Annotated in this window: 25 protein-coding genes and 2 pseudogenes; 21 read left to right on the top strand and 6 right to left on the bottom strand. The window is 30.9% G+C overall.

Annotated features, from left to right (window positions below; all coding sequences use genetic code 11):
- Positions 1–4: 4 nt before the first annotated feature.
- A pseudogene (locus FP433_RS04190) lies at positions 5–1,695 on the bottom strand (Rqc2 family fibronectin-binding protein).
- Between the two features lie 153 nt (positions 1,696–1,848).
- Here FP433_RS04190 and FP433_RS04185 point away from each other — a divergent pair.
- The 5 genes from FP433_RS04185 to FP433_RS04165 all read left to right on the top strand — a co-directional run bounded on the left by FP433_RS04185 (position 1,849) and on the right by FP433_RS04165 (position 6,523).
- A complete protein-coding gene (locus FP433_RS04185) occupies positions 1,849–2,727 on the top strand; it encodes a DegV family protein (protein WP_265484510.1) in 879 nt (292 codons plus the stop codon).
- Between the two features lie 207 nt (positions 2,728–2,934).
- Positions 2,935–4,716 carry a DUF2075 domain-containing protein gene (locus FP433_RS04180; RefSeq protein WP_265484511.1) on the top strand — a complete coding sequence of 594 codons (1,782 nt, stop codon included), beginning with the start codon at positions 2,935–2,937 and terminating at the stop codon, positions 4,714–4,716.
- A gap of 236 nt (positions 4,717–4,952) precedes the next feature.
- Positions 4,953–5,675, top strand: coding sequence for a hypothetical protein (locus tag FP433_RS04175; RefSeq protein ID WP_265484512.1), 723 nt, complete (start codon positions 4,953–4,955; stop codon positions 5,673–5,675).
- Positions 5,676–5,880: 205 nt separating this feature from the next.
- Positions 5,881–6,177 carry a type II toxin-antitoxin system RelB/DinJ family antitoxin gene (locus FP433_RS04170; protein WP_265484513.1) on the top strand — a complete coding sequence of 99 codons (297 nt, stop codon included), beginning with the start codon at positions 5,881–5,883 and terminating at the stop codon, positions 6,175–6,177.
- Position 6,178: 1 nt separating this feature from the next.
- The gene (locus tag FP433_RS04165; protein WP_265484634.1) at positions 6,179–6,523 is read left to right on the top strand and encodes a type II toxin-antitoxin system mRNA interferase toxin, RelE/StbE family; all 345 of its coding nucleotides are present in this window, start codon (positions 6,179–6,181) and stop codon (positions 6,521–6,523) included.
- 125 nt (positions 6,524–6,648) lie between these two features.
- Here the strand turns inward: FP433_RS04165 and FP433_RS04160 are convergent, their stop codons facing one another.
- On the bottom strand, positions 6,649–7,260 hold the full coding sequence (locus FP433_RS04160; protein ID WP_265484514.1) for a restriction endonuclease subunit S: 612 nt from the start codon (positions 7,258–7,260) through the stop codon (positions 6,649–6,651).
- A gap of 570 nt (positions 7,261–7,830) precedes the next feature.
- Here FP433_RS04160 and FP433_RS04155 point away from each other — a divergent pair.
- The 9 genes and pseudogenes from FP433_RS04155 (at position 7,831) to FP433_RS04120 (ending at position 12,180) form a co-directional block, all read left to right on the top strand.
- Positions 7,831–8,541, top strand: coding sequence for a winged helix-turn-helix domain-containing protein (locus FP433_RS04155; protein WP_322555902.1), 711 nt, complete (start codon positions 7,831–7,833; stop codon positions 8,539–8,541).
- Positions 8,450–8,761 (top strand): restriction endonuclease, encoded by a 312-nt coding sequence (locus tag FP433_RS07525; RefSeq protein WP_322555901.1) that lies wholly within the window; start codon positions 8,450–8,452, stop codon positions 8,759–8,761. Before FP433_RS04155 ends, FP433_RS07525 begins: the two co-directional genes overlap by 92 nt.
- 384 nt (positions 8,762–9,145) lie before the next feature.
- Positions 9,146–9,334: pseudogene (locus FP433_RS04150) on the top strand (type II toxin-antitoxin system RelE/ParE family toxin); the annotation flags it as partial.
- A 16-nt stretch (positions 9,335–9,350) separates the two neighbouring features.
- Positions 9,351–9,650 (top strand): HigA family addiction module antitoxin, encoded by a 300-nt coding sequence (locus FP433_RS04145; RefSeq protein WP_265484516.1) that lies wholly within the window; start codon positions 9,351–9,353, stop codon positions 9,648–9,650.
- A gap of 36 nt (positions 9,651–9,686) precedes the next feature.
- The gene (locus FP433_RS04140; RefSeq protein ID WP_265484517.1) at positions 9,687–9,971 is read left to right on the top strand and encodes a type II toxin-antitoxin system Phd/YefM family antitoxin; all 285 of its coding nucleotides are present in this window, start codon (positions 9,687–9,689) and stop codon (positions 9,969–9,971) included.
- A gap of 75 nt (positions 9,972–10,046) precedes the next feature.
- A complete protein-coding gene (locus FP433_RS04135) occupies positions 10,047–10,493 on the top strand; it encodes an HIRAN domain-containing protein (protein WP_265484518.1) in 447 nt (148 codons plus the stop codon).
- Positions 10,494–10,574: 81 nt separating this feature from the next.
- Positions 10,575–11,492, top strand: coding sequence for a M48 family metallopeptidase (locus FP433_RS04130; RefSeq protein ID WP_265484519.1), 918 nt, complete (start codon positions 10,575–10,577; stop codon positions 11,490–11,492).
- Positions 11,493–11,648: 156 nt separating this feature from the next.
- The gene (locus FP433_RS04125; protein ID WP_265484520.1) at positions 11,649–11,849 is read left to right on the top strand and encodes an AbrB/MazE/SpoVT family DNA-binding domain-containing protein; all 201 of its coding nucleotides are present in this window, start codon (positions 11,649–11,651) and stop codon (positions 11,847–11,849) included.
- The gene (locus tag FP433_RS04120) at positions 11,836–12,180 is read left to right on the top strand and encodes a hypothetical protein (RefSeq protein WP_265484521.1); all 345 of its coding nucleotides are present in this window, start codon (positions 11,836–11,838) and stop codon (positions 12,178–12,180) included. The genes FP433_RS04125 and FP433_RS04120 overlap by 14 nt, the downstream gene beginning before the upstream one ends.
- A 967-nt stretch (positions 12,181–13,147) precedes the next feature.
- On the opposite strand, the gene FP433_RS07520 is transcribed toward FP433_RS04120, so the two are convergent.
- Complete coding sequence (locus tag FP433_RS07520) at positions 13,148–13,420, bottom strand: hypothetical protein (RefSeq protein ID WP_322555900.1); 273 nt, start codon at positions 13,418–13,420, stop codon at positions 13,148–13,150.
- 762 nt (positions 13,421–14,182) lie between these two features.
- Here FP433_RS07520 and FP433_RS04110 point away from each other — a divergent pair.
- The 3 genes from FP433_RS04110 to FP433_RS04100 all read left to right on the top strand — a co-directional run bounded on the left by FP433_RS04110 (position 14,183) and on the right by FP433_RS04100 (position 18,151).
- The gene (locus FP433_RS04110; protein WP_265484522.1) at positions 14,183–14,794 is read left to right on the top strand and encodes a tyrosine-type recombinase/integrase; all 612 of its coding nucleotides are present in this window, start codon (positions 14,183–14,185) and stop codon (positions 14,792–14,794) included.
- A 205-nt stretch (positions 14,795–14,999) separates the two neighbouring features.
- The gene (locus FP433_RS04105) at positions 15,000–16,592 is read left to right on the top strand and encodes a bifunctional aspartate transaminase/aspartate 4-decarboxylase (protein ID WP_265484523.1); all 1,593 of its coding nucleotides are present in this window, start codon (positions 15,000–15,002) and stop codon (positions 16,590–16,592) included.
- Between the two features lie 209 nt (positions 16,593–16,801).
- A complete protein-coding gene (locus FP433_RS04100; protein ID WP_265484635.1) occupies positions 16,802–18,151 on the top strand; it encodes a dihydrolipoyl dehydrogenase family protein in 1,350 nt (449 codons plus the stop codon).
- Between the two features lie 328 nt (positions 18,152–18,479).
- On the opposite strand, the gene FP433_RS04095 is transcribed toward FP433_RS04100, so the two are convergent.
- Both FP433_RS04095 and FP433_RS04090 read right to left on the bottom strand, forming a co-directional pair.
- Positions 18,480–18,833: a MerR family transcriptional regulator gene (locus FP433_RS04095; RefSeq protein ID WP_265484524.1), complete on the bottom strand. Its 354-nt coding sequence runs from the start codon at positions 18,831–18,833 to the stop codon at positions 18,480–18,482.
- A gap of 5 nt (positions 18,834–18,838) precedes the next feature.
- A complete protein-coding gene (locus FP433_RS04090; protein ID WP_265484525.1) occupies positions 18,839–19,594 on the bottom strand; it encodes an SDR family oxidoreductase in 756 nt (251 codons plus the stop codon).
- Between the two features lie 118 nt (positions 19,595–19,712).
- Between FP433_RS04090 and FP433_RS04085 the strand changes: the two genes are divergently transcribed.
- Positions 19,713–20,069 carry a hypothetical protein gene (locus tag FP433_RS04085; RefSeq protein ID WP_265484526.1) on the top strand — a complete coding sequence of 119 codons (357 nt, stop codon included), beginning with the start codon at positions 19,713–19,715 and terminating at the stop codon, positions 20,067–20,069.
- Between the two features lie 60 nt (positions 20,070–20,129).
- Here the strand turns inward: FP433_RS04085 and FP433_RS04080 are convergent, their stop codons facing one another.
- A complete protein-coding gene (locus tag FP433_RS04080) occupies positions 20,130–20,993 on the bottom strand; it encodes a hypothetical protein (RefSeq protein WP_265484527.1) in 864 nt (287 codons plus the stop codon).
- 177 nt (positions 20,994–21,170) lie between these two features.
- Between FP433_RS04080 and FP433_RS04075 the strand changes: the two genes are divergently transcribed.
- The 3 genes from FP433_RS04075 to FP433_RS04065 all read left to right on the top strand — a co-directional run bounded on the left by FP433_RS04075 (position 21,171) and on the right by FP433_RS04065 (position 23,922).
- Positions 21,171–21,662: a hypothetical protein gene (locus FP433_RS04075; protein WP_265484528.1), complete on the top strand. Its 492-nt coding sequence runs from the start codon at positions 21,171–21,173 to the stop codon at positions 21,660–21,662.
- A 109-nt stretch (positions 21,663–21,771) separates the two neighbouring features.
- Complete coding sequence (locus tag FP433_RS04070) at positions 21,772–22,560, top strand: alpha/beta fold hydrolase (protein ID WP_265484529.1); 789 nt, start codon at positions 21,772–21,774, stop codon at positions 22,558–22,560.
- 9 nt (positions 22,561–22,569) lie between these two features.
- Positions 22,570–23,922 carry a fibronectin type III domain-containing protein gene (locus FP433_RS04065; protein WP_265484530.1) on the top strand — a complete coding sequence of 451 codons (1,353 nt, stop codon included), beginning with the start codon at positions 22,570–22,572 and terminating at the stop codon, positions 23,920–23,922.
- Positions 23,923–23,960 lie beyond the last annotated feature (38 nt).

Below are 23,960 nucleotides of genomic sequence, written 5' to 3'. Positions count from 1 at the left end.
GCTTTTACTGTATTCTTTTTCCTGTTACAACTTCTTCTTCTGGAGTAACTTCAATTGAATTTTGTCCTGTATAAATGACAAAACCAGGCTTTGCACCATTAGGCTTTTAATTCTCTTAACTTGAACATAGTCTACTGGAACATGAGCGGAATTTTTACCTTTAGAGTAGTAGGCTGCAATTTCTGCAGCTTCTTGAATGTCTTGCGGACTTGGATTTTCATCTTCCAAAATCACATGCGAGCCAGGCATATTTTTAACGTGGAACCAGTAATGCTTCTTATTAGCCTTTTTAAGTGTGAGCCAATCATTTTGGTAATTGTTTTTACCGACTAACACTTTTTTACCATCACTTAATTCAAAAGTATTAAGTGATTTTTCATTTATTTTCTTTTTGCGTTGATGATTTTGAGGACGTTTCAAATAACCCTGATTAATTAATTCCTCACTAATTGCATCAATATCTTGTGGATCAGCATTATCAATTGCTGTTTGAATAGAATCAAAATAAGCTAAATTTTCTTTGGTAATTTTAATTTGTTCATTGACATGCTTAATGGAATTACGCAGTTTTTGATAACGGGTAAAATACTTTTGAGCATTGCGTGCAGGAGAGAGAGCAGGATCCAGTTTGATTTTTAATTCTTGATTATTTTCATAATAGTTAGGTAAGGAAATTTCCGTCATTCCTGGCTTAACTTGATGAAGATAGGTGTTTAATAATTCGCCCTTAATCCGATACTCTTCAGAATTTTCTGCTTGCTTTAATTGCTTTTTAAGTTTAACTAGCTTTTTACTGAGCTTCTTTTGCTCATTTGAAACAACAGTTTCTACCTTTTTTGATTTTTGGCGAACCCATTCTTTATTGGCTTGTTCTTTATAAAAATCTTCAATGCCACTGTTTACTTCTGGATAAGTACGCACCATTTGTAAATCTAAATGGTAAGGTAAGTATAAAAACAGCCGGTCCTTATGTTTAGGAGTTTGTAAAATAGTTGCTTTAGGATGATCAAAATGAGAAAAGAAGGTAGTAAATGAAGGATAAGAAAAGTCGTCTTCCAAATATCCTGCTAACTCCCGCCGATCATCGCCATCGACTCCGTTAATATTTTGAGCGAAGTCGCTAGGAGTAGGAAACTCTTTTTTTAATTCATTGAACTTAGATTTATCAACTTCAAAACCATTAATTCCTGGCTTTAATGGTGGAAGTTCATAAGGTGCGTGAGGCAAGAGAAGCCGTGCCCGATTTTCATCAGGATTGATTCGTTTAAGTAGATCAATAATTTTATTAGTATGGGCATCATACAAAATTACATTACTGTGTTTACCCATCAGTTCAATTGATAATACTAATTTAATTTCATCTCCCAGCTCATTACGATTGGAAAAATAAAAATTAACAATTCTTTCAACTCCAACTTGTTCAATTTTTTCTAAAACTGATCCCACCAGGTATTTACGTAGTACCATGACAAAAGTTGGGGCAACATCAGGATTGACAATGTTTTCATTTGTAATATAAAAGCGTGGATTTTGTGCATTAGCAGAAATAAGTAGTTTTTTGTTTTTACGATCTTTTCTAAAGTTTAGTACTAAGTCGTAAGGGAAGGGCTGATAAATCTTTGTTAGCTTTCCTCCCACAAGATCGGTATCTAATTGTGCTAATAAACTATGAATAAAAAGGCCATCATAAGCCATCAAATCACCTCAAAATTTCTTTCCTTACTATTATACTATTAATCTAAAAAAATCCCTATTTTCTTAAGTTTCTTATTGATACCAGACTAGCATTCAAGTATGCTATAATTAAACTACTAAACGGACTAATATATTATAAGGCAGGTTTTCAGATTGAAGATAGCAGTTGTAACAGATAGTACCAGTGATGTAACAATTCAAGAAGCAAAAGAAAATGATATTACAGTAGTACCCATTCCTGTAATTATTGATGGTAAAACTTACTTAGATAAAGTAGATATTACTGCTGAAAAATTATTTGAAACACAACGTAACGGCGCCTCATTTCCTAAAACTTCACAACCTTCTTTGGGAACAATGTTAGAATTATTTGATAAACTCCACGACGAAGGTTATGAAGCTATTATTACTATTACTTTAACATCTGCCATTTCTGGCTTTTATAATACCTTATTAACAATTGCTAAAGAACATCCTGAATATAATTTACATCCTTATGATTCAGGAATGACTGTACGTTCAATTGGTTATTTGGCTTTAGCAGCAGCAAGAATGGCCAAAAAGGGTCGCAGTGTTGAAGAAATTTTTGCTAAATTAGATGAAATTCGGGCAAGCATTGGCGTTTTGTTTGTTGTAGATGATTTGCAAAATTTGGTAAGAGGTGGACGCTTAAGTAACGCCTCTGCTTTTATTGGTACTATGCTTCATATTAAGCCTTTACTTACTTTTGATTCTGAAACTTATGAAATCAAAAGTTTTGATAAAGTTAGATCTCTAAAACGCGCAATTAAAAAGAGTGAAGAAATTGCTAATAAAAAGATTGCAGAATTACCTTACAAGGATAAGTTACGTTTCATTATCTATAATTCTAATGATGAAGCTCAAGCCGCAGAAGTAGCTGAACACTTTAAAGAAAAATATCCAAATCAACCAGTTGAAATGCAGGTCTTTGACGCAGTAGTAGCCACTCACCTAGGTGAAAAATCACTTGGTATTACATGGTTGTTAGATATTGACAAGATTGATTTGTAGTTAAAAAGCTATCATTTGAAGATAGCTTTTTTGTTTTGGAAAAAATAGTATAGTAACTAGTATTTAATCTTTTGAAAATTATATTAAAGACGATTTAAATTACTTATGGGAAAGTATCTATAAACCGTTTTAGATAACTGCATTGTTATATTATCGAGCAAAATAGTATAATGATAATTAAGCTGATACTCAAAAAGGAAGGTTAATGTGAAAGAACCAATAATTTACCAAACAAAGTATAATCTCAACAGTGCAGTTCAATTAAAAGATGCAATTCGGAAAGAGTACGGAAATCATTCAGAAAAAAGTTCAATTTTAACCGAATATCCGACTGTTTATATTATTAATGATACTCCCAATCAGCATAAGGATAACTTTTCTGTTTATGTTGGTGAAACAAACGATATTCAAAGAAGAACATTACAACACTTAGACGTTGATCCTAAAAATCGTCAGGACTTCTCAAACTTAAAGAGATCAAGAGATACTATGATGTATGTTATTGGACATCAACATTTTAATAAATCTATGACTCTAGATATTGAAAATCGTTTAATGCAATATTTGAGTAGTGTTCCTGCGGTTAAACATCTTAATAATCGACGGCATAATGAACAAAATAAATATTATGATTCACATGAATTTGATGAATTATTTGATTTAATTTGGAAGAAATTAAACAAGGAAAATAAAACTCTTTTTCCAGCACAGAGTATTTTAGAAAGTTCTGCCTTATTTAAATCTTCCCCTTTTAATAAGCTAACAACTGAGCAGTTAAATGCAAAAGAAAAAATAATTGATAAAATTAATTTTGCTTTAACTAATGCCAATAAGCAATTATCGGCTGATGGAGAACTTATTTTGGTTAAAGGAGAAGCAGGAGCTGGTAAAACAGTTTTAATGAGTAACATTTTCTATGATTTGGTACATGAAACTGAAACGCAAAATGACAAACACTTATCCATTTCTTTATTAGTCAATCAAAATGAACAGTTAACTGTATACCAAGAAATGAAAAGAAAACTTTTTGAAAAACAAGATCATGTTACAGTTGAAAAGCCGGTCTCATTTATAAAAAACGTTTCACCTGATGATAAAACTGACATTGTTTTGGTTGATGAAGTCCATTTATTATTAACTCAACGAAGTCAATCTTATGCTGGTTTAGGTCAAAATATGTTAGAAGATATTTTAAAAAGAGCAAAAATTGTAATGGCAGTTTATGATCCTAAACAGGTATTATCAACTACTTCAGTTTGGGAAGATGGAAAATTAGAAGAACTAGAGCAGAAAATTGGTCCTGAGAATATTATTTATTTACATAATCAGATGAGAATTGATGCTAATCCTCAAACAATTAATTGGATAGAAAATATTATTAATTATGGTAAAATTGGAAAATTACCTAAAGATAACAAATATGAAGTAAAAGTATTTTCTGATCCTGCTAAAATGCAAGCTGCAATCAAGAATAAAGATAAAAATCAAGAACGTGGAATTAGTCGAATGGTAGCAACATTTGATTGGAAATATTCAGGAGGTAAAGCAGAGTTACCAGCTGGGCAAAAGTATTGGGAAGTAGTCGAAGGTAGTTGGAAAATGCCTTGGAACTATGAGATTAGAAGGCGTGATGGCTATGAAAAACATAATCATCCTTATGGACCAGTTACTTATAAACAACAGGCTTGGGCTGAGAAAGATTATACAATTAATGAAATTGGATCCACCTATACTGTGCAAGGCTTTGACTTAAATTATGTTGGAGTAGAGTTAGGTCCATCAGTAAAATATCGTGATGGAAAGCTTATTCATGATCCTTCTAGTAGTAAAAATTCAAAAGCTACTCAAAAAAGAAATTCAACTAAAAGTTACGCAGAAATGCTCTTGAAGAATGAATTAAATGTTTTGTTGACACGCGGAGTTCACGGACTTTATCTTCATGCAGTTGATCCAGCATTACAAAAAGCGTTAGAGAAAGCAGTAAAATAAATCTATATTAATTTATTTAGGAAACGGGCATTTTATTAGCCTATTTATAACTTTATCCTTTAATACCTTATAAAAATACTCAATCTTAAATATAATGTCGTTCTAATCTTGAAATTTAAGGGCGAATTTCTTAACTATTTTATGTGAAACAATTTCAAAAACTATCGGTATAACCTTTTAATAAAGAGTATGATAAATAAAGATAGACAGGTTCCAAGATTTAAGAAAGGTAAAATATGAAAAATAGAAAAAAAGATAGTTCTGCGTCTACAGTATTTTATTTAAAATATGTAAAACCACGCTATACCAAAGACATTATTAAGGGTAAGTTTTATTTTACGAAAGTAAGATATTTTAAAGACTTGGGCTTGAACGGTGATAATAATATTGGAGACTTAAATGAGGGACACATAACTAAAAAATCATTACCAGGAGAATGGAAAACGATTAAATTAAATGGGGAAAGCTTTGATATTACTGATTGTGAAGTAACGCTAAATCGACAAATATTAAGTGATGAACAATATAATGAAATAGGAATTTTTTCCCTAATTGCAGTAACTACTGATGATCTTGTTTTTGTTGAAGAGAATGAAAATGGGAGAAAATTTAAATTAAAAAAAGAATTTATAGAAGATTGTAAAAAAATAGATCCTGATAATCAAAGAGATCTTGTAGCAATACCCAAAAATTGTTTTTACAATTTCAAAAAGGAGCAACAAGGCTATATAAAATATTACAATTCTACATACTCAAAATCTTTACCAACTCTTTCAAAAGATAATTGGACTACACTTTTTTATAAAGATAAGTCTTACGAATTTCAACATGAGTATAGGTTAATTAAATCTATAAATAACGGTAACTACTTAGAGATTGTCTCAGGTCTTCCTAAAATAATTTTGGTTAAAGATATAGAGAAAATTGAAGTAATAAGAAAAAAACAATTTAATTGCTAGATGACTTAAATAATATATTAGGTTGAAAGTAGGATGATTTGGAAACAAAAGAAGAGGGAATAGAAATTAACTATATGATATAAAGCTATATTTACCGTAAAAATATTATGTAAAGTAGTAATATCTATAATTGTTTAATATGTAGCCATTGGGTATAATTTAAATATACATCAGATATAAAGGTGATATTAAGGAGGGATATATTATGACTACGGCTTCAATGAACTTTAAAGTTGATGCAAGTACAAAGAAACTTTTTAATCAAGCAGCAGAAAAAATGGGATTAACTTCATCAGCTTTACTAAATATATTTGTTACTCGTGTAGCAAGAGAACAAGCAGTTCCTTTTAGTCTTAAAGTGGTACCAAACAAAAATGAGACTTTTGATGAGGAAAGTAAAAACGCAATGATTAAGGAACTTGCTATCGTCAATGGGTTGATACCTGATGATGATAATAAAGTTGATGATTTGGATGACTACTTCAAAAAATTAGGTGTTTAGTATGTATCAAATTAAAACAACTAAACTTTTTGATAAAAGATTTGCTAACTTAAAGAAACTTTTTAATTTGACACAAGATGAAGCCAATGATGCTATTGAATCCTTGAAATATACTATGATGCTACTTCAGCAAAATGGAAAATTACCTCGAAATGGTAATAGCTCTACTGATCCTGATGGACCTTATTATGACCATAAATTAACAGATGAGCCTTGGAGTGGATTCAATGAATATCATATTTTAGGCGATGTATTAGTAGTCTATTATAAGTTAGAATCAAAAAGAACTATCAGGTTTACAACCATCACTACGCATAATGAACTTAGACAAGGAAATTTAGATTAATAAAAATATTTAGAATTTTACTCCTCACTTATTTAAAAGATAAAAGAGTTAGCGACTATTAGGTAATGCAATAATGGAATGTTCAGTCGTTAACTCTTTTTTATGTGAGATTAATTTGCAAAAAATTAGATAAACATATTTTGAAGGAGGAATTGTTTCAATTTTTTTAATGAATTTCTTCTACTTTTATTTTTTTCTTGATATATATTTATTTTATCTAATAAATTGCCTATAACTTTTTGTTCTTCATTAGATGGTATTTTAATCATAAATTTAGTAGAAAAATCTTTAACCACATGCGGAATATTAGGAGTGCGAAAATTAAAATAAATTTTATTTTGATTACTTTTTAAAAAATGATATAAGTAAGAACTTGAGTATTTAGGAGAATATGCTTTTAAAGTAGAGCCTAAAGCACCTTCAATTCCACGATAGATAGTACCGGCTTTAGATCCATCCCATAAAATTAAAATATCATCATTTTTTACATCTTTAGAAGCAGAGACATAAGTGGGAGTTCCACCATTCAAATAGGCAGTGTCAAGATATATAGAATTATTTCCAATCATCTCTTTTTTTGCTTTTCCCTTTAATTCTTTAGATATAACTTCTTTTAAGGATAAAATTTTCCAATCATTTTTCAAGTTTTTAACTTTAAGTTGAGTACTCTTAAGGGAAAATAACCTTTGATACATTGCTTGTTGTAGTTGAGATTGCAAAGAATATTTCTTTTGCAAAAGGGTTATAGTCTCATCAAGTTTTGAAAGAAGATTACCAATTTTGTCTTGTTCTAACTTTAAAGGAAATTTTTGATTTAAAGTTAAAAAATCTGAATAACTTATACTTCTTCCATCTCTAACTCCGTAGGTTACTTTTTTAGTAACTGAATAAAATTATAACTAGTAAATTTTTCTTTCCAAAAATTATCATTAAAGTTCTCAGGCACTTTAAAGGAAAATACCGTGTAAGCAGGGGAGCCGATTCCTTCCATTCTTGAGTAAGCAAAACCTCCTTGAAAGGAACGTAAGTGGATAACAAAATCGCCTGGTTCTATTCTTTTATAACTTTCAAGACTAGTTCGTGAAGTTTTAATATCTACTCCAATTTTATTTCGAGGTATCATTCCTTTGTTTTGAGTAGCAGATAATACAGTAAGGTTCGGAAATCCTTTTTCTGTTTTAGATTTAAAAATTAAAGTTCCTTTTTGTTGCTGCCAAGTAAAAGTAATTGAATAGTAATATATTTAAATTAAGGTTATACTAATATGAGATAAAGTATTTTAATGAGTTTGAATAGGATTAATCAAAATGAAAGAATTTAAGGATCTATCAAGACGTGACCAAGAAGCATCTTTACTTTTTCCTTTAATAAAAGAATTAAAACGATTGGGCGGAAAAGTAACTACTAAAGAATTAAAACGTTCTTTGATTGAGAATATAGATTTTATTCCAGAAGATGCATTAACACATATTAAAACTTCAAAAAGTGGGAATCTCTACCATCCCTTTGACTATCCATTTAACTTTGCCGTGACAAATTTAAATATGGCAAAATTATTTGACCGTCCTAAATTAGGTGCCGTAGTGTTAACAGAAAAGGGTAGAAAAGCTAGTTACGAGTTTGAAGATCAGCCAGAGAAATTTATAGCATCTGTTTACCGAATAACTGAGCCTCTTTGGAAGGGAAAAGCTAAAAGAAACGCTAAAATGACTTATTCGAAAGATAAGGGAAAAGAAATTGAAAAAGTAGTTGATTACAATGAAGATTGGCGCCAAAGACTTCAAACGGCTATTAATAGTCTTGCGCCCACAAAATTTGAAGAGTTTTGTCGACAATTAATTAAAAAAATGGGTGTTGATATAGATGAAAAAATTGGTATAAATATTTCGGGTGACGGTGGCATAGATGGGTACGGTTACTTGACTAATGATGATTTCAGAACTACACGTGTTGCCAACTACACGTGTTGCCATTCAAGCAAAACGCTGGAATTTAAATACTACCGTCTCATCTCCTGAAATTGATAAATTTAGAGGGGCAATGGATAAATTTAGAGCAGAATATGGCATCTTCATTACCACTACTTCTTTTACGAGAGGTGCAATTAACGCAGCACGTTCAGGAACAAGAGTAATAACTTTAATTGATGGTGAAAAGTTATTAGATTTAGTTGCAAAATACCAAGTTTTTGTCAAACCAAAAGTAGTATATGAATTAGATAAGGAATTTTTTGAATAAACTAGGTATTGTTGATAGAATACTGGATTAGCGGTGAAAAGTACCAATTTAACTCCATATCTTTTCTAAAGCTAAAAGTATTGCTTCTTTAGTATCTATGGTTAAATTATCTAAATTGATTTCATCAAACTGCTTTTTTATTTCATTAAGATTCTTTTTATTAGAGTTAAGATAAGTATTTTCCTAGGAATTTCTCCATTGCTGCAATAACTCGTATATAATTCTACAAAATACTTTCATAAAAAATTTGCGTTAATCAATCTGTTCAATTATAATACAAGTGAGAAGATAGTAATAAGCAGCTACTTGTTACTCTCAATCGTAGATAATAAATAACTTTTGGGGAAAGTCAATCTTTATGATTGACTTTTTATTATGGGATATGCTTTGACAAAATTAATTGCAGCACAAGATATAAATGATTTGAGAATCCCACCTGCAAATTATTTAGAAAAACTTGATGGAGATAGAAAAGGGCAATATAGTATTACCATTAATAAGCAATACCGTATTTGTTTTGTAGTTAAAACGCCAAATTATTTTTATAATGTAGAAATTGTAGACTATCATTAATAAGGAGGAAATATCTATGTTAAAGAATAATATTTCTACAACAAAAGTAAGTGAAATCTTGTATGAAGAATTTATGTTGCCTTTAAATATCTCTGCTTATGCAGTTGCTAAAGCTATTAATGTCCCATCTTCAAGAATATTAGATATTCTCCATGATAAAAGAAAAATTACTGTAGACACTTCAATACGCTTAGGAAAATTATTTGGAGTATCTCCAAAGTACTTTTTAAATATTCAAAATGATATTGAGCTAAGAAATGCAGAAATAGAACATAGTGGCAGTTATAACCAAATTAAGCAATTATCACTTGCCTAATTATTTAACTTAAAGTTAGTAGAAAGGATTAAAACTATGACTATTAAAGCAACAACCACAAGTGAATTAAGAAAAAACTTCAAAAAACTTGCTGACGATGTCTCTAATTATAATGATGTAATATTTATAACAAGACCAGAAAATAAAAATGTAGTCCTATTATCTGAAAAAGAATACAGTTCATGGCAAGAAACAAACTACCTTCTATCAACATCAGAAAATAGAAAGGCTCTTCAAAAAGCTATTACCGATAAACACAGTAGTAAGAAATTAACACCTCAAGAATGGTATAACCGAGACGAAGCTAATCTTTGTGATTAGCTTTTTGCTTATTTGATAAAATTTATTCAAGTGTAGCAAAATGAAATTTATAAATTATAATATAGGAGTCATATCATGGAATTTAACAATGATGAAACAATATTTATTCCACCTGCAGGATTTTTTGAAGATGTACTTGATCGTATGGACAAGATGGAGACGCAGATTGATGAACTTAAGAAACAATATTACAACAATTCTAAGAATTCGCGTGATGTTTTCTTATACGGTTGTGAAGTAGTTGGCAGTCAATATCTAGATTTAGAAGATCATCTTATTCCAAGGTTACAAGAAAATGACCCATTAATTTTGATCAGAGAAGCAGGTAATCACTATGATGAACATGCAATTAATGTACAGACCACTAGTGGCCTAAAGTTAGGTTACTTACCACGAAAGAACAACTTAATTTTAAGTCGCTTAATGGATGAGGGGAATCTTTTATTTGGTAAAGTCAAATCTTTTCATTGGGATGGTAAGAAGTTAGATCTTATACTCAAGGTTTACATGCACATGAGTTAGTTAAGTTAATCCTTGTAAAAATCCTTATTTTAATTAGTGTTATACTTTATAAGTAACATCCTAAATAGAAAGTGGAAGTTTGTGCTCTATAAGCAAATTGAACAAAATAAGCGAAATACTTGGATTATGTTGGGAATCTTTTTAGTTTTGCTCCTGGCAATCAGTGTATTAATAGGATGCCTTTTACCAATACTTGGTGTCATATTTTTCATTTTTAGCATAGGTTATGTAGCTTGGAATTATTTTAGAGCAACAAATACCTTGCTGAAAGTAACCGGTGCCCAAGAAGTTACTAGGAAAAGTAATCCCCAAATCTATGAAATGGTTGAAGAATTATGCTTAGCCGCTGGAATGCCAATGCCTAAGATCTATATTTCGCCTACGAAGGAAGTTAATGCTTTTTCAACTGGTTTTGATCCCGAGCACGCTAGTTTAGTGCTTTACCAAGGCTTGCTAGATATTATGAATAGGGATGAAGTGCGTGGAGTTATTGGACATGAACTAGCTCATATTCGTAATTATGATATTCGCATTACAGTTCTATCGAGCATTCTTGTTAATTTTATTCTTTGGACTGGCCTTGGGACTCTCTTAGGTGGTTGGACCTTGGTTACCTCTGACGGAAAGGGATGGGGAACTTATTTAATTAAGGGCTTTGGTTTACTAATCTTAGGCTTTGGGGCAATCGTGAGTATTTTTGCAATTCCAATCGCTAAATTATTATCATTACTCATTTCCCGTCAAAGAGAGTATTTAGCTGATGCCGGATCGGCTGATCTAACTCGAGAACCATCAGGTTTAATTTCTGGTTTACAAAAATTAGAAGATTTAGAAAATGGCAAAAAATTACCTCAGAATGAAAAAACAAATAATAACTTAGTTTTGCAAAGTCTATATTTTAATGCTGGCTCAATTACCAAATGGTATCAAAGATTGTTTTCCGATCATCCGCCACTAGATAAAAGAATTGAACGTTTAAAAAATAGTGCAAAAATTTAATATCAAAGAAAAAAGGATTTAAATACCCTCGTAGGATTGTGCAATTTGATTCTACAAATAATCTGAACAATAAAAAGTAATATAGTTTATTTATTGTAGAAGATAAAATTAAGGTGTACTCTTTATGTAAGATGCAATATAGGGATAGGTGATCATATGGAAAATCAATTAATAAGAAAGATGTCCCAAAAGGGACAAATTGTTATTCCTGTTTCAATTAGAAAAGCATTGGGGTTAGAAAAAGGGACAAAACTTTCTTTCAAACTTAATGGTGATGAAATTACTATAAAAAAAGCCCCTTCGGTATTAGAATGGGCAGAAGTATTAAAAGAAGGAAGAGACAATGAAAGACTTTAAAAATCAAATTACACTAACTTTAGTTAAAAGAGATAAGGAAACTTATAATCTTGAAGACTTAAATAAAAAAATCATCGAAAAGCTTACTGATGCTTTTCATCATGTATTAATTTTACAAGCAGAAAAAACTTCTTCAATAAATGGTGAATTACAAAATAGAGAGGTGCTTCTCGTTAATTGCAATTTCAATGATCTTACTGAAGGGATGAAAGAAGCCGTACAAGAAGCAATCATTTTAGAGATGACAGAAGGTAAAGAAGATGTAGTAGAACTTAAGGTTAATAATGAGACTCAACTTTTATATAAGGAAAATTACATCGAAAATAATTAATTTTTATAATAAAGTACGTAATAATTGCTAACATAAATGCTTAAGCAAATAATAGCAAAAATAATAAAATCAACAAAAAAAGCTAAGACAATTACCTTAGTAATAGCTAGAATTGTTGCAAACCTCATAACAATTTTAGCTTTAAGCCTTAGCCAAGAAACAGTGGATTAAAAATCCTGTATTTTTGTGTTCTATATTGGACGAAAGGAAATTTTAAATGAAATACAAGTTTAATTGGAAAAATTTTTGGAAAAGATTTTTCATTATTAATGAGGCTATTTTTGCGATTTTGCAATTAATAAACTGGATAATTTTAAAGTGATAGACTAATTAAAGTGCCTCACACTTGTTAGATCTATGTCTAACAATTATGAGGCACTTCAAAATTTGATCGCTTTTTGTTTATCATCTTGTTACAATATTATTAGGTCATTGGTTTAGCTAACCGATGATTTAGTAACTTTGGATGGCTGCACACCCCTCAACCTATTTTCAGTTACGGAGGTGAGAGCCATGCCACATGGAATAGACTGGAGAAGTAGGCTTCCTTGCAAATAGCTTCTGCTATTGCACTAAGCATTGCACTCAATGCACTAGGTAAATTCTTAGTGAGTTGTGCAAAGGCTTATGCAATAACAAAAAAAGCTAATCACAAGGATTAGCTAACCACTTCAGTCATTCAAGTTACGATTGGAGTTAACGACTCGACCTCGTTAGCTCCTTTTCTTTTACAATTATAAAAGAAATTAAATAAAAATTCAAGAGAAAGTAGTCTAGCTCCTTTAGTATATGCGGGATTTTAATCCTGCTGTAGTTCATAAATGGTAGAAGAGAATTATAGAGTAAAAAGTTATATTTACGGTAAAAATATTATGTAAAGTAATAGTTAATAATTTTTAGCTTAAAAGAGTAAGACTTCAGTAACCTTACTCTTGTATTTTTGAAGCTATATTCCTTTTTGAAATATTTATAACTTGCCCCAATCAATCTCTTCAATATTTGTAAATCCACTTTTATCCTTTTCACGTTTACGAACTACATCTCCAACTCCATTAGATTCTAATTCTATTGTTTCCTTAATTGCTGTTGCATGAGTTTTCATATAATTCATCAACTTTTTATTATTGGTGAAACCGGGAGTATTGTCTTCAATTAAACCTCTATCTTTAGCAAGCGCTAAAAGAATATCTTTTTTGGTTTCTTTATTTACAAAGTTTAATTCGTCAAATATTTTTTTCATTTTATCATCTGTTTTTTTGCATGAAAATTATCTGGCATAACTTTTTACTCCTTTCTCTAATCTCTAAGAGACTATCTTAATTATACGCTATTCCTGGTGCTGCTAGTATTGATGGCTATTTAATTGGCAATAAACTTTTTGATAAGAGAATCTTATTATTTATCACGATATTTTATCTAAAATTTGCTTTAATTAATCCGTCCAATTATAATATAAGTACAAATGAAAAGAGAGCAACGAGTGGTGGCTCGTTACTCTCAATCGTAGATTTGAATAACTAGGGGAAAGGCTAATCTTTATGATTAGCTTTTTTGATTATTCGATATGCTTTTGCAAAGTTAATTGCAGCAATCGAAAGAATCAAAATGCCAGTTGCAAAATCAACCGAATAAATATAAACAGTGGAATTTATAAGGTTTAGGTATAAATTCTTACTTTTGGCTATTATGCTAGTGTTATAATGAGATAATAACACTAGTAACAAGCTTGAGGAATAGCGTAATAACGCCAATTTTAAGATGTCCCAAAAATAGCTAGTGTTATAATTCTTAATATAGTATAAATAACATTAGTATATTATAAAGCTTTACAAATAGGTATTTTATAGACTGTTTGTAAAACTAGTAAAGTTGATAAAGGAATTTCCATAAAATTATCAATAAAATCAATTTTCTTATCATGCTGAGAGGACGATTCTATTGCATTATTCGTCCAAAAAGACTAATAACTAATCATTCATGCAAATAAAGGAGATGCAATTTGATGCAACAAATAGTTAAACCAATTAAGGATTCTTGGGTTTTATCTTCAGTCCAAGATACTCTCTTAAACAGATTTGAATCAGGAAGACGAAACTACACTATTTTTCAAGTAGGGAAAGCTACTTTATTAAGAGTGAGTGATGTTTTGCGTCTTAGAAAATCAGATGTATATGAGGAAAATGGTCGAGTTAAGAAAAATGCTTATATCATCGATAAAAAGACTAAAAAGAAAAATGTACTTTATTTAAAACCCGTAAAGGAAGATCTAGAAGACTACTATGATTGGTTAAAAGGTTGGCAGTTAAAGAATCCCGATAAGAGTGTTTTCTTTAGCGAGTGGCTTTTTCCGTCAATGACTAAGCCTGAAAAGCATATTGACGAAAGAAGATATTACATGATTATGCATAGAGTAGGAGAGATTCTTAATATTAATTATTTGGGAACTCATACAATGCGCAAAACTGGAGCTTATCGTGTTTATCAACAAACTAACCATAATATTGCCTTAGTAATGAAATTACTTAATCACTCTTCGGAACAAATGACTTTGGCATATCTAGGATTAGATCAAGAAGAACGTGAACATCTATTAGATAGGGTAGACTTTGGTTAATTGTAAACTAATAAATTTTTTGCTTCTGAGATTGTTCATAGTCTGCTGGCAACGCAACAGTTTTAGAAGAGTTAAGATTAGTTTTAAAGGAGTCCACGAGTAGAGTCGTTAACTCCCTTTCTCATCAAAACATAAAATTTGCCTTTATTTAAACAGGGAGTTACGCTAATGATAATAATTAATAAATATTATAGTGGAGACAATCATGGATAACATTAGTGAAAAGAAAATAGAACAACTCGGAACTTTTGAAATTAGTCAAAAATTATTGGCACTTGCTAAAAATAATGAAAAAGGGAATATCTTTTTAAATGCTGGAAGAGGAAATCCTAATTGGATTCAGACTTTAGCAAGACTAGCTTTTGCACGTTTAGTGGAATTTAGTGTGAATGAGTCAAAAAATACAATTAATGATGGAATAATGGCTGGTTTTATTAATAAAGAAGGAATTAGAGAGCGTCTATTTTCTTATTTAGATTCTAATAACAGTAAAGTTGATAAATTTATTATCGATGCCATAAATTATTGTAAAGAAAATTTGAAAGTTGATTGTGATGACTTAATTTATGAATGGGCAAATGGAGTTATTGGAAATGATTATCCAGTCCCTAGTCGTTGTTTAAAGTACAATGAAATTATTGTTAATGAGTACTTACAATCTATTTCTTATCGAGGAAAAAAATTAGCAAATCAAACTAGTATCTTTCCTACTGAAGGTGCAACAGCTGCAATTGCATATGCTTTTCATAGCTTAAAAGAAAATCATCTTCTGAAAAAAGGTGATAAGATAGCGATTAATGAGCCAATTTTTCCACCTTATATCATGATTCCAGAGCTGAATGATTATCAATTAGTTGAAGTAGATTTAGCTTCATACGAAAAAAATAATTGGGAAATTGAGCCAGCTGAAATTGAAAAATTGAAAGATCCTGCTCTTAAAGCTTTAATTGTAGTTGATCCAACTAATCCTACCTCCAAAGAATTTAATTCTAAAGCTTTACATGCCCTTAAAGATGTAGTAAAAAGCAACCCAGAATTAATGATTATTTCAGATGAAGTTTATGGTAGCTTTGTACCTAATTTTACTAGTGTTTACAGCGTACTTCCTTATAATACAATGTTAGTTTATTCTTATTCTAAGCTATTTGGTTGTACGGGTTGGCGTCTAGGGGCAATTGCTTTAAATGATAATAATATTTTTGATGCTAAGATTAAAAAGCTTCCAGAAGCAGAAAAAAGAGAATTATTTAATCGCTACAAGAGTAATGTGGTAGATCCCAATAATATGCCTTTTATTGACCGTTTGTGTTCAGATAGTCGATCAGTTGGACTCTATCATACTGCAGGTTTATCTACTCCCCAACAAATTATGATGAGTTTATTTTCATTAACTCATTTAGTGTATGCAGAAGGTTCTACTGATGCATATATTGATAGTGCAAGAAAACTAGTTAAAATTAGGTATGAAGATTTACATAATGCAATGAACGCTCCAAAAGATGAAACTGATACAAATACACACTATTACTCTCTAATAGATATTTATCGTTTAGCTGAAAAGAAATATGGGAAGGGATTCAGAAAATATTTAGAAGATGATTTTAATCAAATTGACTTTTTACTTAATTTAGCTAAGAAAAATGGTGTCGTTTTAGTTGATGGTGTTGGATTTGGTGCTAAACCAGGGGAACTACGAGTGTCTGAGGCAAACTTGCCAACTGATGATTATACTTTAATTGGTGAACAGGTACTCGAACTACTAGGAGAGTACTATAAGAAATACAAAGAAAATAATTAATAAAAAAGATTTTCCTTATTAGTTAGTTTAATAAGCTACTTATAAAGAAAATCTTTTTAGTATTTACTCATCATAATCTCTGTAAACAGTTTAGCTTTTTAAGATGACAGATACAACGTTTTTCAATATTCCAATTCAATAGTTTCACTTCTTCCTCATTTTAGTGATAAGATGACATAAAAGTAGATAAATAAAGGAGAAGATATTAAATAGCTTATGACTATGATGTTATTTTTATTGGGTCAGGACATGCAGCTTGGCATGGTGCAGAAGATTTAGTTAAAGCTGGTAAAAAAGTTGCTATCGTTGAACAAGAACTAGCCGGAGGAACTTGCACAAACTATGGTTGTAATGCAAAGTTTATTTTAGATACCCCGTTTGAATTTTTAGATGATTTAAATCGTTATGAACAAGCAGATATTGCTACAGTGGGAACAATTTCTTGGGAAAAGCTGATGGCATATAAGAAGAAAATCATTTCTACTTATGCTCCATTACTTGAAAAGAAATTTGAGCAAAGTGAAATTACTCTTTTAAAGGGAAAGGGAAAACTTGCAGATGCTCATACTGTTGTAGTTAATAATCAAAAATACACTAGTGATTATGTTGTAATTGGAACTGGACAGCATCCAAATAAACTTAAAATTTCTGGCAGTGAGTTTACCCACGATAGTCGGGAATTCTTAGACTTAGATTCATTACCAAAACGTATTACATTCATTGGTGCCGGTATTATCTCAATGGAATTTGCTTCTATTGTTATAAAAGAGGGAATTGAAGTTAATATTGTTGAGTTTGCAGATCGTGCTTTACTTGCATATCCAGAAAAAATGGTTTCAGCTGTAGTAGATAAAATGACCCAAGAAGGAGTAAAATTTCATTTTAATCAAGCTGTAAGTAAAATTGTAAAAGAAAATGGTTCCTTCAAATTAATTACAGCTCAAGGTCTAGAAATTGAAACAGATTATATTGTTGATGCAACAGGTCGTAGTGCAAATACAGCTAACTTAGGATTAGAAGACGTAGGGGTTAAATATAATAAAAACGGAATTGAAGTTAATGATCACTTACAAACTAATGTTTCAAATATTTTTGCCTCAGGGGATGTTATTGATAAATCAATACCTCGATTAACTCCAACAGCAACTTTTGAATCTAACTACGTTGCTTCTGTAATTCTTGGTAATACTAAACCGATTACTTATCCTGCAATTCCAAATTTAGTGTTTACTTTTCCAAGAATTGCACAAGTTGGTGTTAGTGTAAAAGAAGCAACGAATCAACCAGATAAGTATAAGATTGTTGAGGTGCCATTTGGCGGGCCAATAAATTTTGAAAATAAATTAGAAGCTACTGCTCATTTTACGTTTATTGTTAATAAAAAAGATAAAACTTTAACTGGAGCTGCTTTACTAGGAAACGAAGCAGGGGAAATGATTAATTTAGTTACTATTATCATTGATAAAAAATTAACTTTCCAAGACTTAAACAAGATGATTTTTGCTTTTCCAGCAACTACCGATGGCTTAATCACAGCTTTAAAGACAGCTTTAGCGTAAGCTATTAAGAATTCCACTTTAACGACTTTTACTAACTCATACTTTTACAAAAACCTCTCTATTACTAGCGAATTTACTAATATCCTAGTTTATAGAGAGGGTTTATTATAGTAGATTAATCTAAAGAAACTATCCAGCCATATTTATCAGGTAAATCACCATTTTAAATACCTACTAAATTTTCGTATAATTGTTGAGTAACTGGTCCAGGATGATCTTCACTACCAAAAGTAGTTTTTCGTTGTGGTAAGTTAATGAAGCGGAGAGATTACCGCAGCAGTACCGACGGCACCAATTTCAACAAAACTATCAACACCAGAAATTTGTATTATTCAAAGTATTTATTCCAATTATTAATTTTATGCTCTAAAAAATCATAGTTTTGCTGTAAAATATGTAGCTGGTTTTTTAGGTTTAATAGTTGTTTTTCTAGCAATTTTTTTCTTTCTTTACGTGTATCTCTTTTACTAGATGCTAAGGATAAATATTTTTTTAAATATGCTATTGTAGCACCACCATTACGCATACAGTGAACAAATTCTATCCATTCACAATCTTCTTCTGAATAGATTCGGTAGCCGTTTTTATCTCTTTTAATTTGAGGAATAATTTTTACTTTCTCCCAATAGCGTAAAGTATCTACTGAAAGATTATATTTTTTAGAAATTTCATTAATTTTCATTATAGTTACACATCTTGTTTAGTAGGTCTTAAAATTATCTCACTAATAGTTACATGTTTTGGTTGATCAATTGCATATACTACACTTTTAGCAACGTCCTCTGGCGTAAGTACTAATTTTTCTTCACGAGGAGAATTATAGAGTGTTTGGATGTTATTTTTAAAATTAGGATTACTAATACTTTCAACTAAATTAGTGCTAACTGCCCCAGGAGATATAAGAGTAGACTTTATACCAGCATCTTTTTCTTCTTGTCTTAGTCCTTCCATAATAGCTCTAATAGCAAATTTTGTTGCATTATAAACAACAGATCCAGAATAGACTACATGTCCAGCAACTGAATCAGTTGCGATAATCAATCCATCTTTTTGTTTCCGAAAAACAGGTAAAATTTCTCCAACCCCATTTAATGTTCCCATGATGTTTGTATTTATCATAGCTTCCCATTCATCATAATTACGATCACGTAAGAAGCCTTGAGGCATTATTCCTGCATTATTATAAAAAACATCTATCCGGCCATAGCTATCTAATGCAAGTTTAATTAATTGCTGAATATTTTCTCGCTTAGTTACATCAACTTTTTGGGTTAAGATTGTACCGGGAAGTTTTTTGAATTTTTCAGAAATTTTAACCAATTTTTCTTCTCGTCGTGCACCAAGAATTACATTGGCACCTTGTTCTACTAGCAACTTAGCTGTAGCTTTTCCAATACCTGAAGAACCTCCAGTAATAATTACAACTTTATCTTTAATACTCATAATAATCACCTTTCTATTCGTTTGTTTCATTATAAACTATGGAGCTAACTCCATAGCAAATATAAGGAAAAATATTGTATACTTAGTAAGGATAATTAAAAGTAATGAGGAGAAACAAATGAAGAAAAAAGTATTATTTATTCTTTCAATGCTGTTATTATTTATAATTGGTGCCAAGCAATCAAATACAGTCCAAGCCAGCAGCTACTTAAATGGAAATGATTATGCTAGAGCAGCCACAAGATATGTGAAAGTTACAAGAAAAATACCTATTTATCGAGTTCGAACTGGAAAATATGAAGCTCAGAACCATTTTTATAAGGCTGGATATGTTAAAAAGGGGACAAAATTACATATTTCTTACTGGATTATGAGTACTGGCGGTTGGATAGTTACAAACAAAAAATACTATCACAATAGTAGAACATTCTTTATTATTTCTGCTCGACATGCCGATTGGTACAAAAAGATATAAGAAGTTAATTTTAAACAAAAAACCGTTGATAGTTTATTTTCATCTATCAACGATTTTTTATTATGAATTATGAATCCAATTAAGGGAAGTAGTAGCTGATTGAGAAATATTATTCATGATACTGTCAAAACGACTAGTACTTGTTGAACTAATACCCATTTGATCCATAAGTAATTTTTCAGCAAGCTCATGTTGTTCTCCGCTTAAACTTTTAACAATGGAATATTTTGAAAGTAATGGAACGCTAGAATCTTTAAGTTGACTAACAATTTGTGGATCTAAACTATCCATAGAATTAGTAGAAATAGTAGGGAGTTTCTGAGTTGAAATGGAAGTATTGGCTGAGACTAGATACTTAGCATAAATAAAGGAGCCATTGTTTAATTCCCAAGCTCGATTATTTTTAATACTACCCACTCCAATTAATTTCACAATTTTTCCTTTATCAATAGTATCAGTTTTTTTACCATCTTTAGTCATTAGATAAGCACCAGTGTAACCAACTTTAAAAGTTTCTTTGTAAGGCTTAAATCCGGCTGCTAATCTAGATACTTTATCCTTTGAAACTTTCTGCTTATTGCTTACTCTTGAAATATCATTAGTTTTAATCCATTGATTATTTTTATAGCGGTAAGCAATAATTTTTTTATTTACTTTCTTAACCGATGATACATATACATAACTGGTATTATTAAGGTGAGAAGTTACTTTCGTTAGTGAATTTGAATAAAGCGAAAGATGTTTAGAACTTTTCTTTTTAATTACTACAGTACCGGAAAAGTGATAATTTTTTTGTTTTGGTGAAGTTTTTTTACTTTTAGCTGCTTGTACTACTTGATGAGGAGCATTTTTAAGAGAACCTATTGGTCCACCTATCCCTAATAAACTAGCACCTAAAAATGGCATTAAAAAACTTTTTTTCATAAAATTCCTCCAATAAATAATGTCTTCAGTAAGTATAAACTAGGTTCCCCTACAATACAAGAAGAGCGTGGTAGCAAAATCAATAGTTAATAACTTGGAGCCTTTTATTTTACTATTAAAATAGCAGGTGTTACTATTCAGGTAGATAAATCATTAATTTAATGGAGGCGTAAGATTATGACTGAATTATCAACTAAATTATTTTTAGATGTTAAAAAATTTGAAAAATACCAAGCAATGCTCAAAAAACAAGTTCACCTTTCAAAAGAAACTTTAGTTGACTCACCAAAGTTCCCAGATGAACATATTTATAATCGTACTATCAGAGTATTAGCAAAACAGGGTGGAGCGCTCACCAATAAAGAATTAGTACTTAACTTTGACTTCCGTACAAGTGAAGTTAAAGATGCAACGAGTGCTTTACTTACTTATAACCTTGTTACAAAAGAAAATATTAATGATAAAGAATATAAGTTAAGTCTTACTGATGCTGGATTTAACGAAGCGCAAAAACTTGAAGATAGAAGAAATGAGATTTCAGAAGCTGCTTATGGTTCAATTACACCCGAAGAACAAGAACAATTAGATAAGTTAATTGTGAAATTACTTAAAAATTATGAAGCGCGTGATGTTAATTATACTGCTTTAGAAAATATGATGTTTAAATAAAATTAAGTTAACAGTTAATAAACATCCCTTGGAAGAACTTTCTTGTAGGGATGTTTTTTGATATAATTGTTAAAATATAAATTGGATTAATTAGTAAAAGACACAAGTTATGAAATTTAAAACAAGTGATAATACTGAATTAGATTATCAAGTTACAGGAGAAGGGAAAACTCTAGTACTCATTACAGGATTTGGTGGCTACCAAGAAGTGTGGAGTAGTCAAATAGACTATTTTTCTAAGCAAGGCTATCAAGTAATTACTTATGATCATCGTAATTTTGGTAAAAGTCAACGAACAAAAGTGGGCCACACTTCAGCACAACTAACCCATGATTTAATTGAATTACTAGATTTTCTAAAGATTTCTAAAGCTACTTTTATTGGTCACTCAATGGGTGGCAGTCTCTTATATAACTTATTACATGTAAAACCTGAGCTTATTGAACTCGCTGTTGTCGTCGATCAAACACCTTATATGTTAAATGACAAAGATTGGCCTTATGGTTATCTTAATTATGACAAAAATAATTATCTTGAACTGTCCCAAACAGTGCCTAAAGTGCACGAAACATTACATGGGTTAGATGATAATATTTTTGCTAAATTAAAACCCGCTAAAAAGGATTTTCCTTTTAGTCGCCAGGATAACTTGGACTTGCTTCAAGAACATATGAGACATGACTGGCGTCCAACTATTCAACACACCCAGGTGCCACTTTACATTGTTGCAGCTGCTCAAAGCCCCTATTATGATGCTAACTTTGGAAAATGGATGGATGAACAAAATGAGAAGGTTCATTTTATCTTGGTTGACCAAAGTGGTCATGATATTATGGCAGAGCGACCAGATAAATTCAATTCTATCTTAGCCAAGATTTTAAAAGAAAATAATTATTAAGGAGAAAAAATGAAGAAACACACAATTTTATTTACAGCATTTGCAGCTGGAGCTCTCTTTTTAACCGCCCCAACTGCAAATGCTGCTACAAACACTGTATCAACCCATGCAACTAGTAGTTTAATCAAAGGAAAAACCTATAAACTTCGCCTAAAAGTCCCAGGTAGGTTGACTGTAAAAGGAAGTAACAAATACACTATCAAAAATGTTAATAAATGGAATGCTGTTGCTTATCCTGGCAAAACCAAGGACACCAAGGTTTACTACTTACGTTCTGGTAACTATACTATAACGACGACTGCAAATGCTAAGATTAAAACTAGCTTTACTAAACTCACTAGCTTGCGTAAGGACCTAGATACGTTTCCAATTATGAGTAAGGAGGAGAAACCTAAGGTAGAAAAAATTCAATCGGGGCAGACTATTAAAGGATTACTGAATATGTATCATACTTATAAATTTGATACTTGGCACGACTATGAAATTACCTTAGACAAACCTAAAAAAGTTACTCTTGATGTTAATACAATGCCAGTTTATCACGGACACATGAGCAAATTGGGTGTTGACTTAGAGTCTTTGGCTAAAGATTTTAACGCTGCCTACGATTTTGCTCCATACGATGTAAGCGGTGGTGTACGTCATCGTACTTTCAGCTGGTACGTAGGTGCTGGTAGCTACAACCTTTCATTTTCTAACTTAACTGGACAATATAATTTTAAACTTACCGAAGAAGATACTGATCAAATTCCAGGAGCTGTTAAGATTACTAACATTAAGTCAACTGATCAAGGAGTTCAAGTAGATTACACACCTACTGACCACGCAACTAAGTATGGAATTTATTACAATGTTGATAATAATCATTCAGGATATTTATATGGAAATCCGGCATTCTTTTCAAATACTACAAGTGGTTTAATTCCTAATTCTTCCCTTGTTAATGGTGAAAATTTGACGACAGCGGTTATTGGAATTAATGAGCCATATAAAGCTTATGGTACAAAATCTGCAGTTAAGCAATTTACTTACTATCGTCCATTAACATCAAACGATAAGACACCAGTTAAACCAAATATTAACTTAGATTACTATGACGATCATGGTAATGATGAACCTTATATTTCTGTAAAATGGAATGAAAATAAAGCTGTCGATAGTTATGAAGTTGCTTACCGAGTTAAGGGGACTTCCGAATGGAAAAGTTTTATTACCGGTAGCAAATCCAAAACTGAAATAGATAGAGAAAAAGACTTTAAAAAGGGAACACAATATGAAGTACGAGTTCGTGCATTAACTAGTTCTCTTAAAAGTGATTGGTCAGACATCAAAACTGTGACAATCACTAATAATCCTGCTTAGTGCAGTATGTAAAAAAGGCATCCCTCATAGCGGGGATG

Source organism: Lactobacillus sp. PV012 (genome assembly GCF_014522325.1).
GTDB lineage: Bacteria > Bacillota > Bacilli > Lactobacillales > Lactobacillaceae > Lactobacillus.
Note: the sequence above shows the minus strand (reverse complement) of the source record. Positions and strands in the feature narration are given on the sequence as shown.

Excerpts from the sequence above, each read along its gene's own strand:
- FP433_RS04070 (WP_265484529.1), top strand. The coding sequence starts at position 21,772 with ATGAAATTTAAAACAAGTGATAATACTGAATTAGATTATCAAGTTACA.
- FP433_RS07520 (WP_322555900.1), bottom strand. The coding sequence starts at position 13,420 with ATGAAAAAAATATTTGACGAATTAAACTTTGTAAATAAAGAAACCAAA.
- FP433_RS04125 (WP_265484520.1), top strand. The coding sequence starts at position 11,649 with ATGGAAAATCAATTAATAAGAAAGATGTCCCAAAAGGGACAAATTGTT.
- FP433_RS04075 (WP_265484528.1), top strand. The coding sequence starts at position 21,171 with ATGACTGAATTATCAACTAAATTATTTTTAGATGTTAAAAAATTTGAA.
- FP433_RS04170 (WP_265484513.1), top strand. The coding sequence starts at position 5,881 with ATGACTACGGCTTCAATGAACTTTAAAGTTGATGCAAGTACAAAGAAA.
- FP433_RS04090 (WP_265484525.1), bottom strand. The coding sequence starts at position 19,594 with ATGAGTATTAAAGATAAAGTTGTAATTATTACTGGAGGTTCTTCAGGT.
- FP433_RS04085 (WP_265484526.1), top strand. The coding sequence starts at position 19,713 with ATGAAGAAAAAAGTATTATTTATTCTTTCAATGCTGTTATTATTTATA.
- FP433_RS04145 (WP_265484516.1), top strand. The coding sequence starts at position 9,351 with ATGTTAAAGAATAATATTTCTACAACAAAAGTAAGTGAAATCTTGTAT.
- FP433_RS04105 (WP_265484523.1), top strand. The coding sequence starts at position 15,000 with ATGGATAACATTAGTGAAAAGAAAATAGAACAACTCGGAACTTTTGAA.
- FP433_RS04120 (WP_265484521.1), top strand. The coding sequence starts at position 11,836 with ATGAAAGACTTTAAAAATCAAATTACACTAACTTTAGTTAAAAGAGAT.
- FP433_RS04065 (WP_265484530.1), top strand. The coding sequence starts at position 22,570 with ATGAAGAAACACACAATTTTATTTACAGCATTTGCAGCTGGAGCTCTC.
- FP433_RS04155 (WP_322555902.1), top strand. The coding sequence starts at position 7,831 with ATGAAAGAATTTAAGGATCTATCAAGACGTGACCAAGAAGCATCTTTA.
- FP433_RS04165 (WP_265484634.1), top strand. The coding sequence starts at position 6,179 with ATGTATCAAATTAAAACAACTAAACTTTTTGATAAAAGATTTGCTAAC.
- FP433_RS04135 (WP_265484518.1), top strand. The coding sequence starts at position 10,047 with ATGGAATTTAACAATGATGAAACAATATTTATTCCACCTGCAGGATTT.
- FP433_RS04080 (WP_265484527.1), bottom strand. The coding sequence starts at position 20,993 with ATGAAAAAAAGTTTTTTAATGCCATTTTTAGGTGCTAGTTTATTAGGG.
- FP433_RS04110 (WP_265484522.1), top strand. The coding sequence starts at position 14,183 with ATGCAACAAATAGTTAAACCAATTAAGGATTCTTGGGTTTTATCTTCA.
- FP433_RS04095 (WP_265484524.1), bottom strand. The coding sequence starts at position 18,833 with ATGAAAATTAATGAAATTTCTAAAAAATATAATCTTTCAGTAGATACT.
- FP433_RS07525 (WP_322555901.1), top strand. The coding sequence starts at position 8,450 with ATGATGATTTCAGAACTACACGTGTTGCCAACTACACGTGTTGCCATT.
- FP433_RS04140 (WP_265484517.1), top strand. The coding sequence starts at position 9,687 with ATGACTATTAAAGCAACAACCACAAGTGAATTAAGAAAAAACTTCAAA.
- FP433_RS04175 (WP_265484512.1), top strand. The coding sequence starts at position 4,953 with ATGAAAAATAGAAAAAAAGATAGTTCTGCGTCTACAGTATTTTATTTA.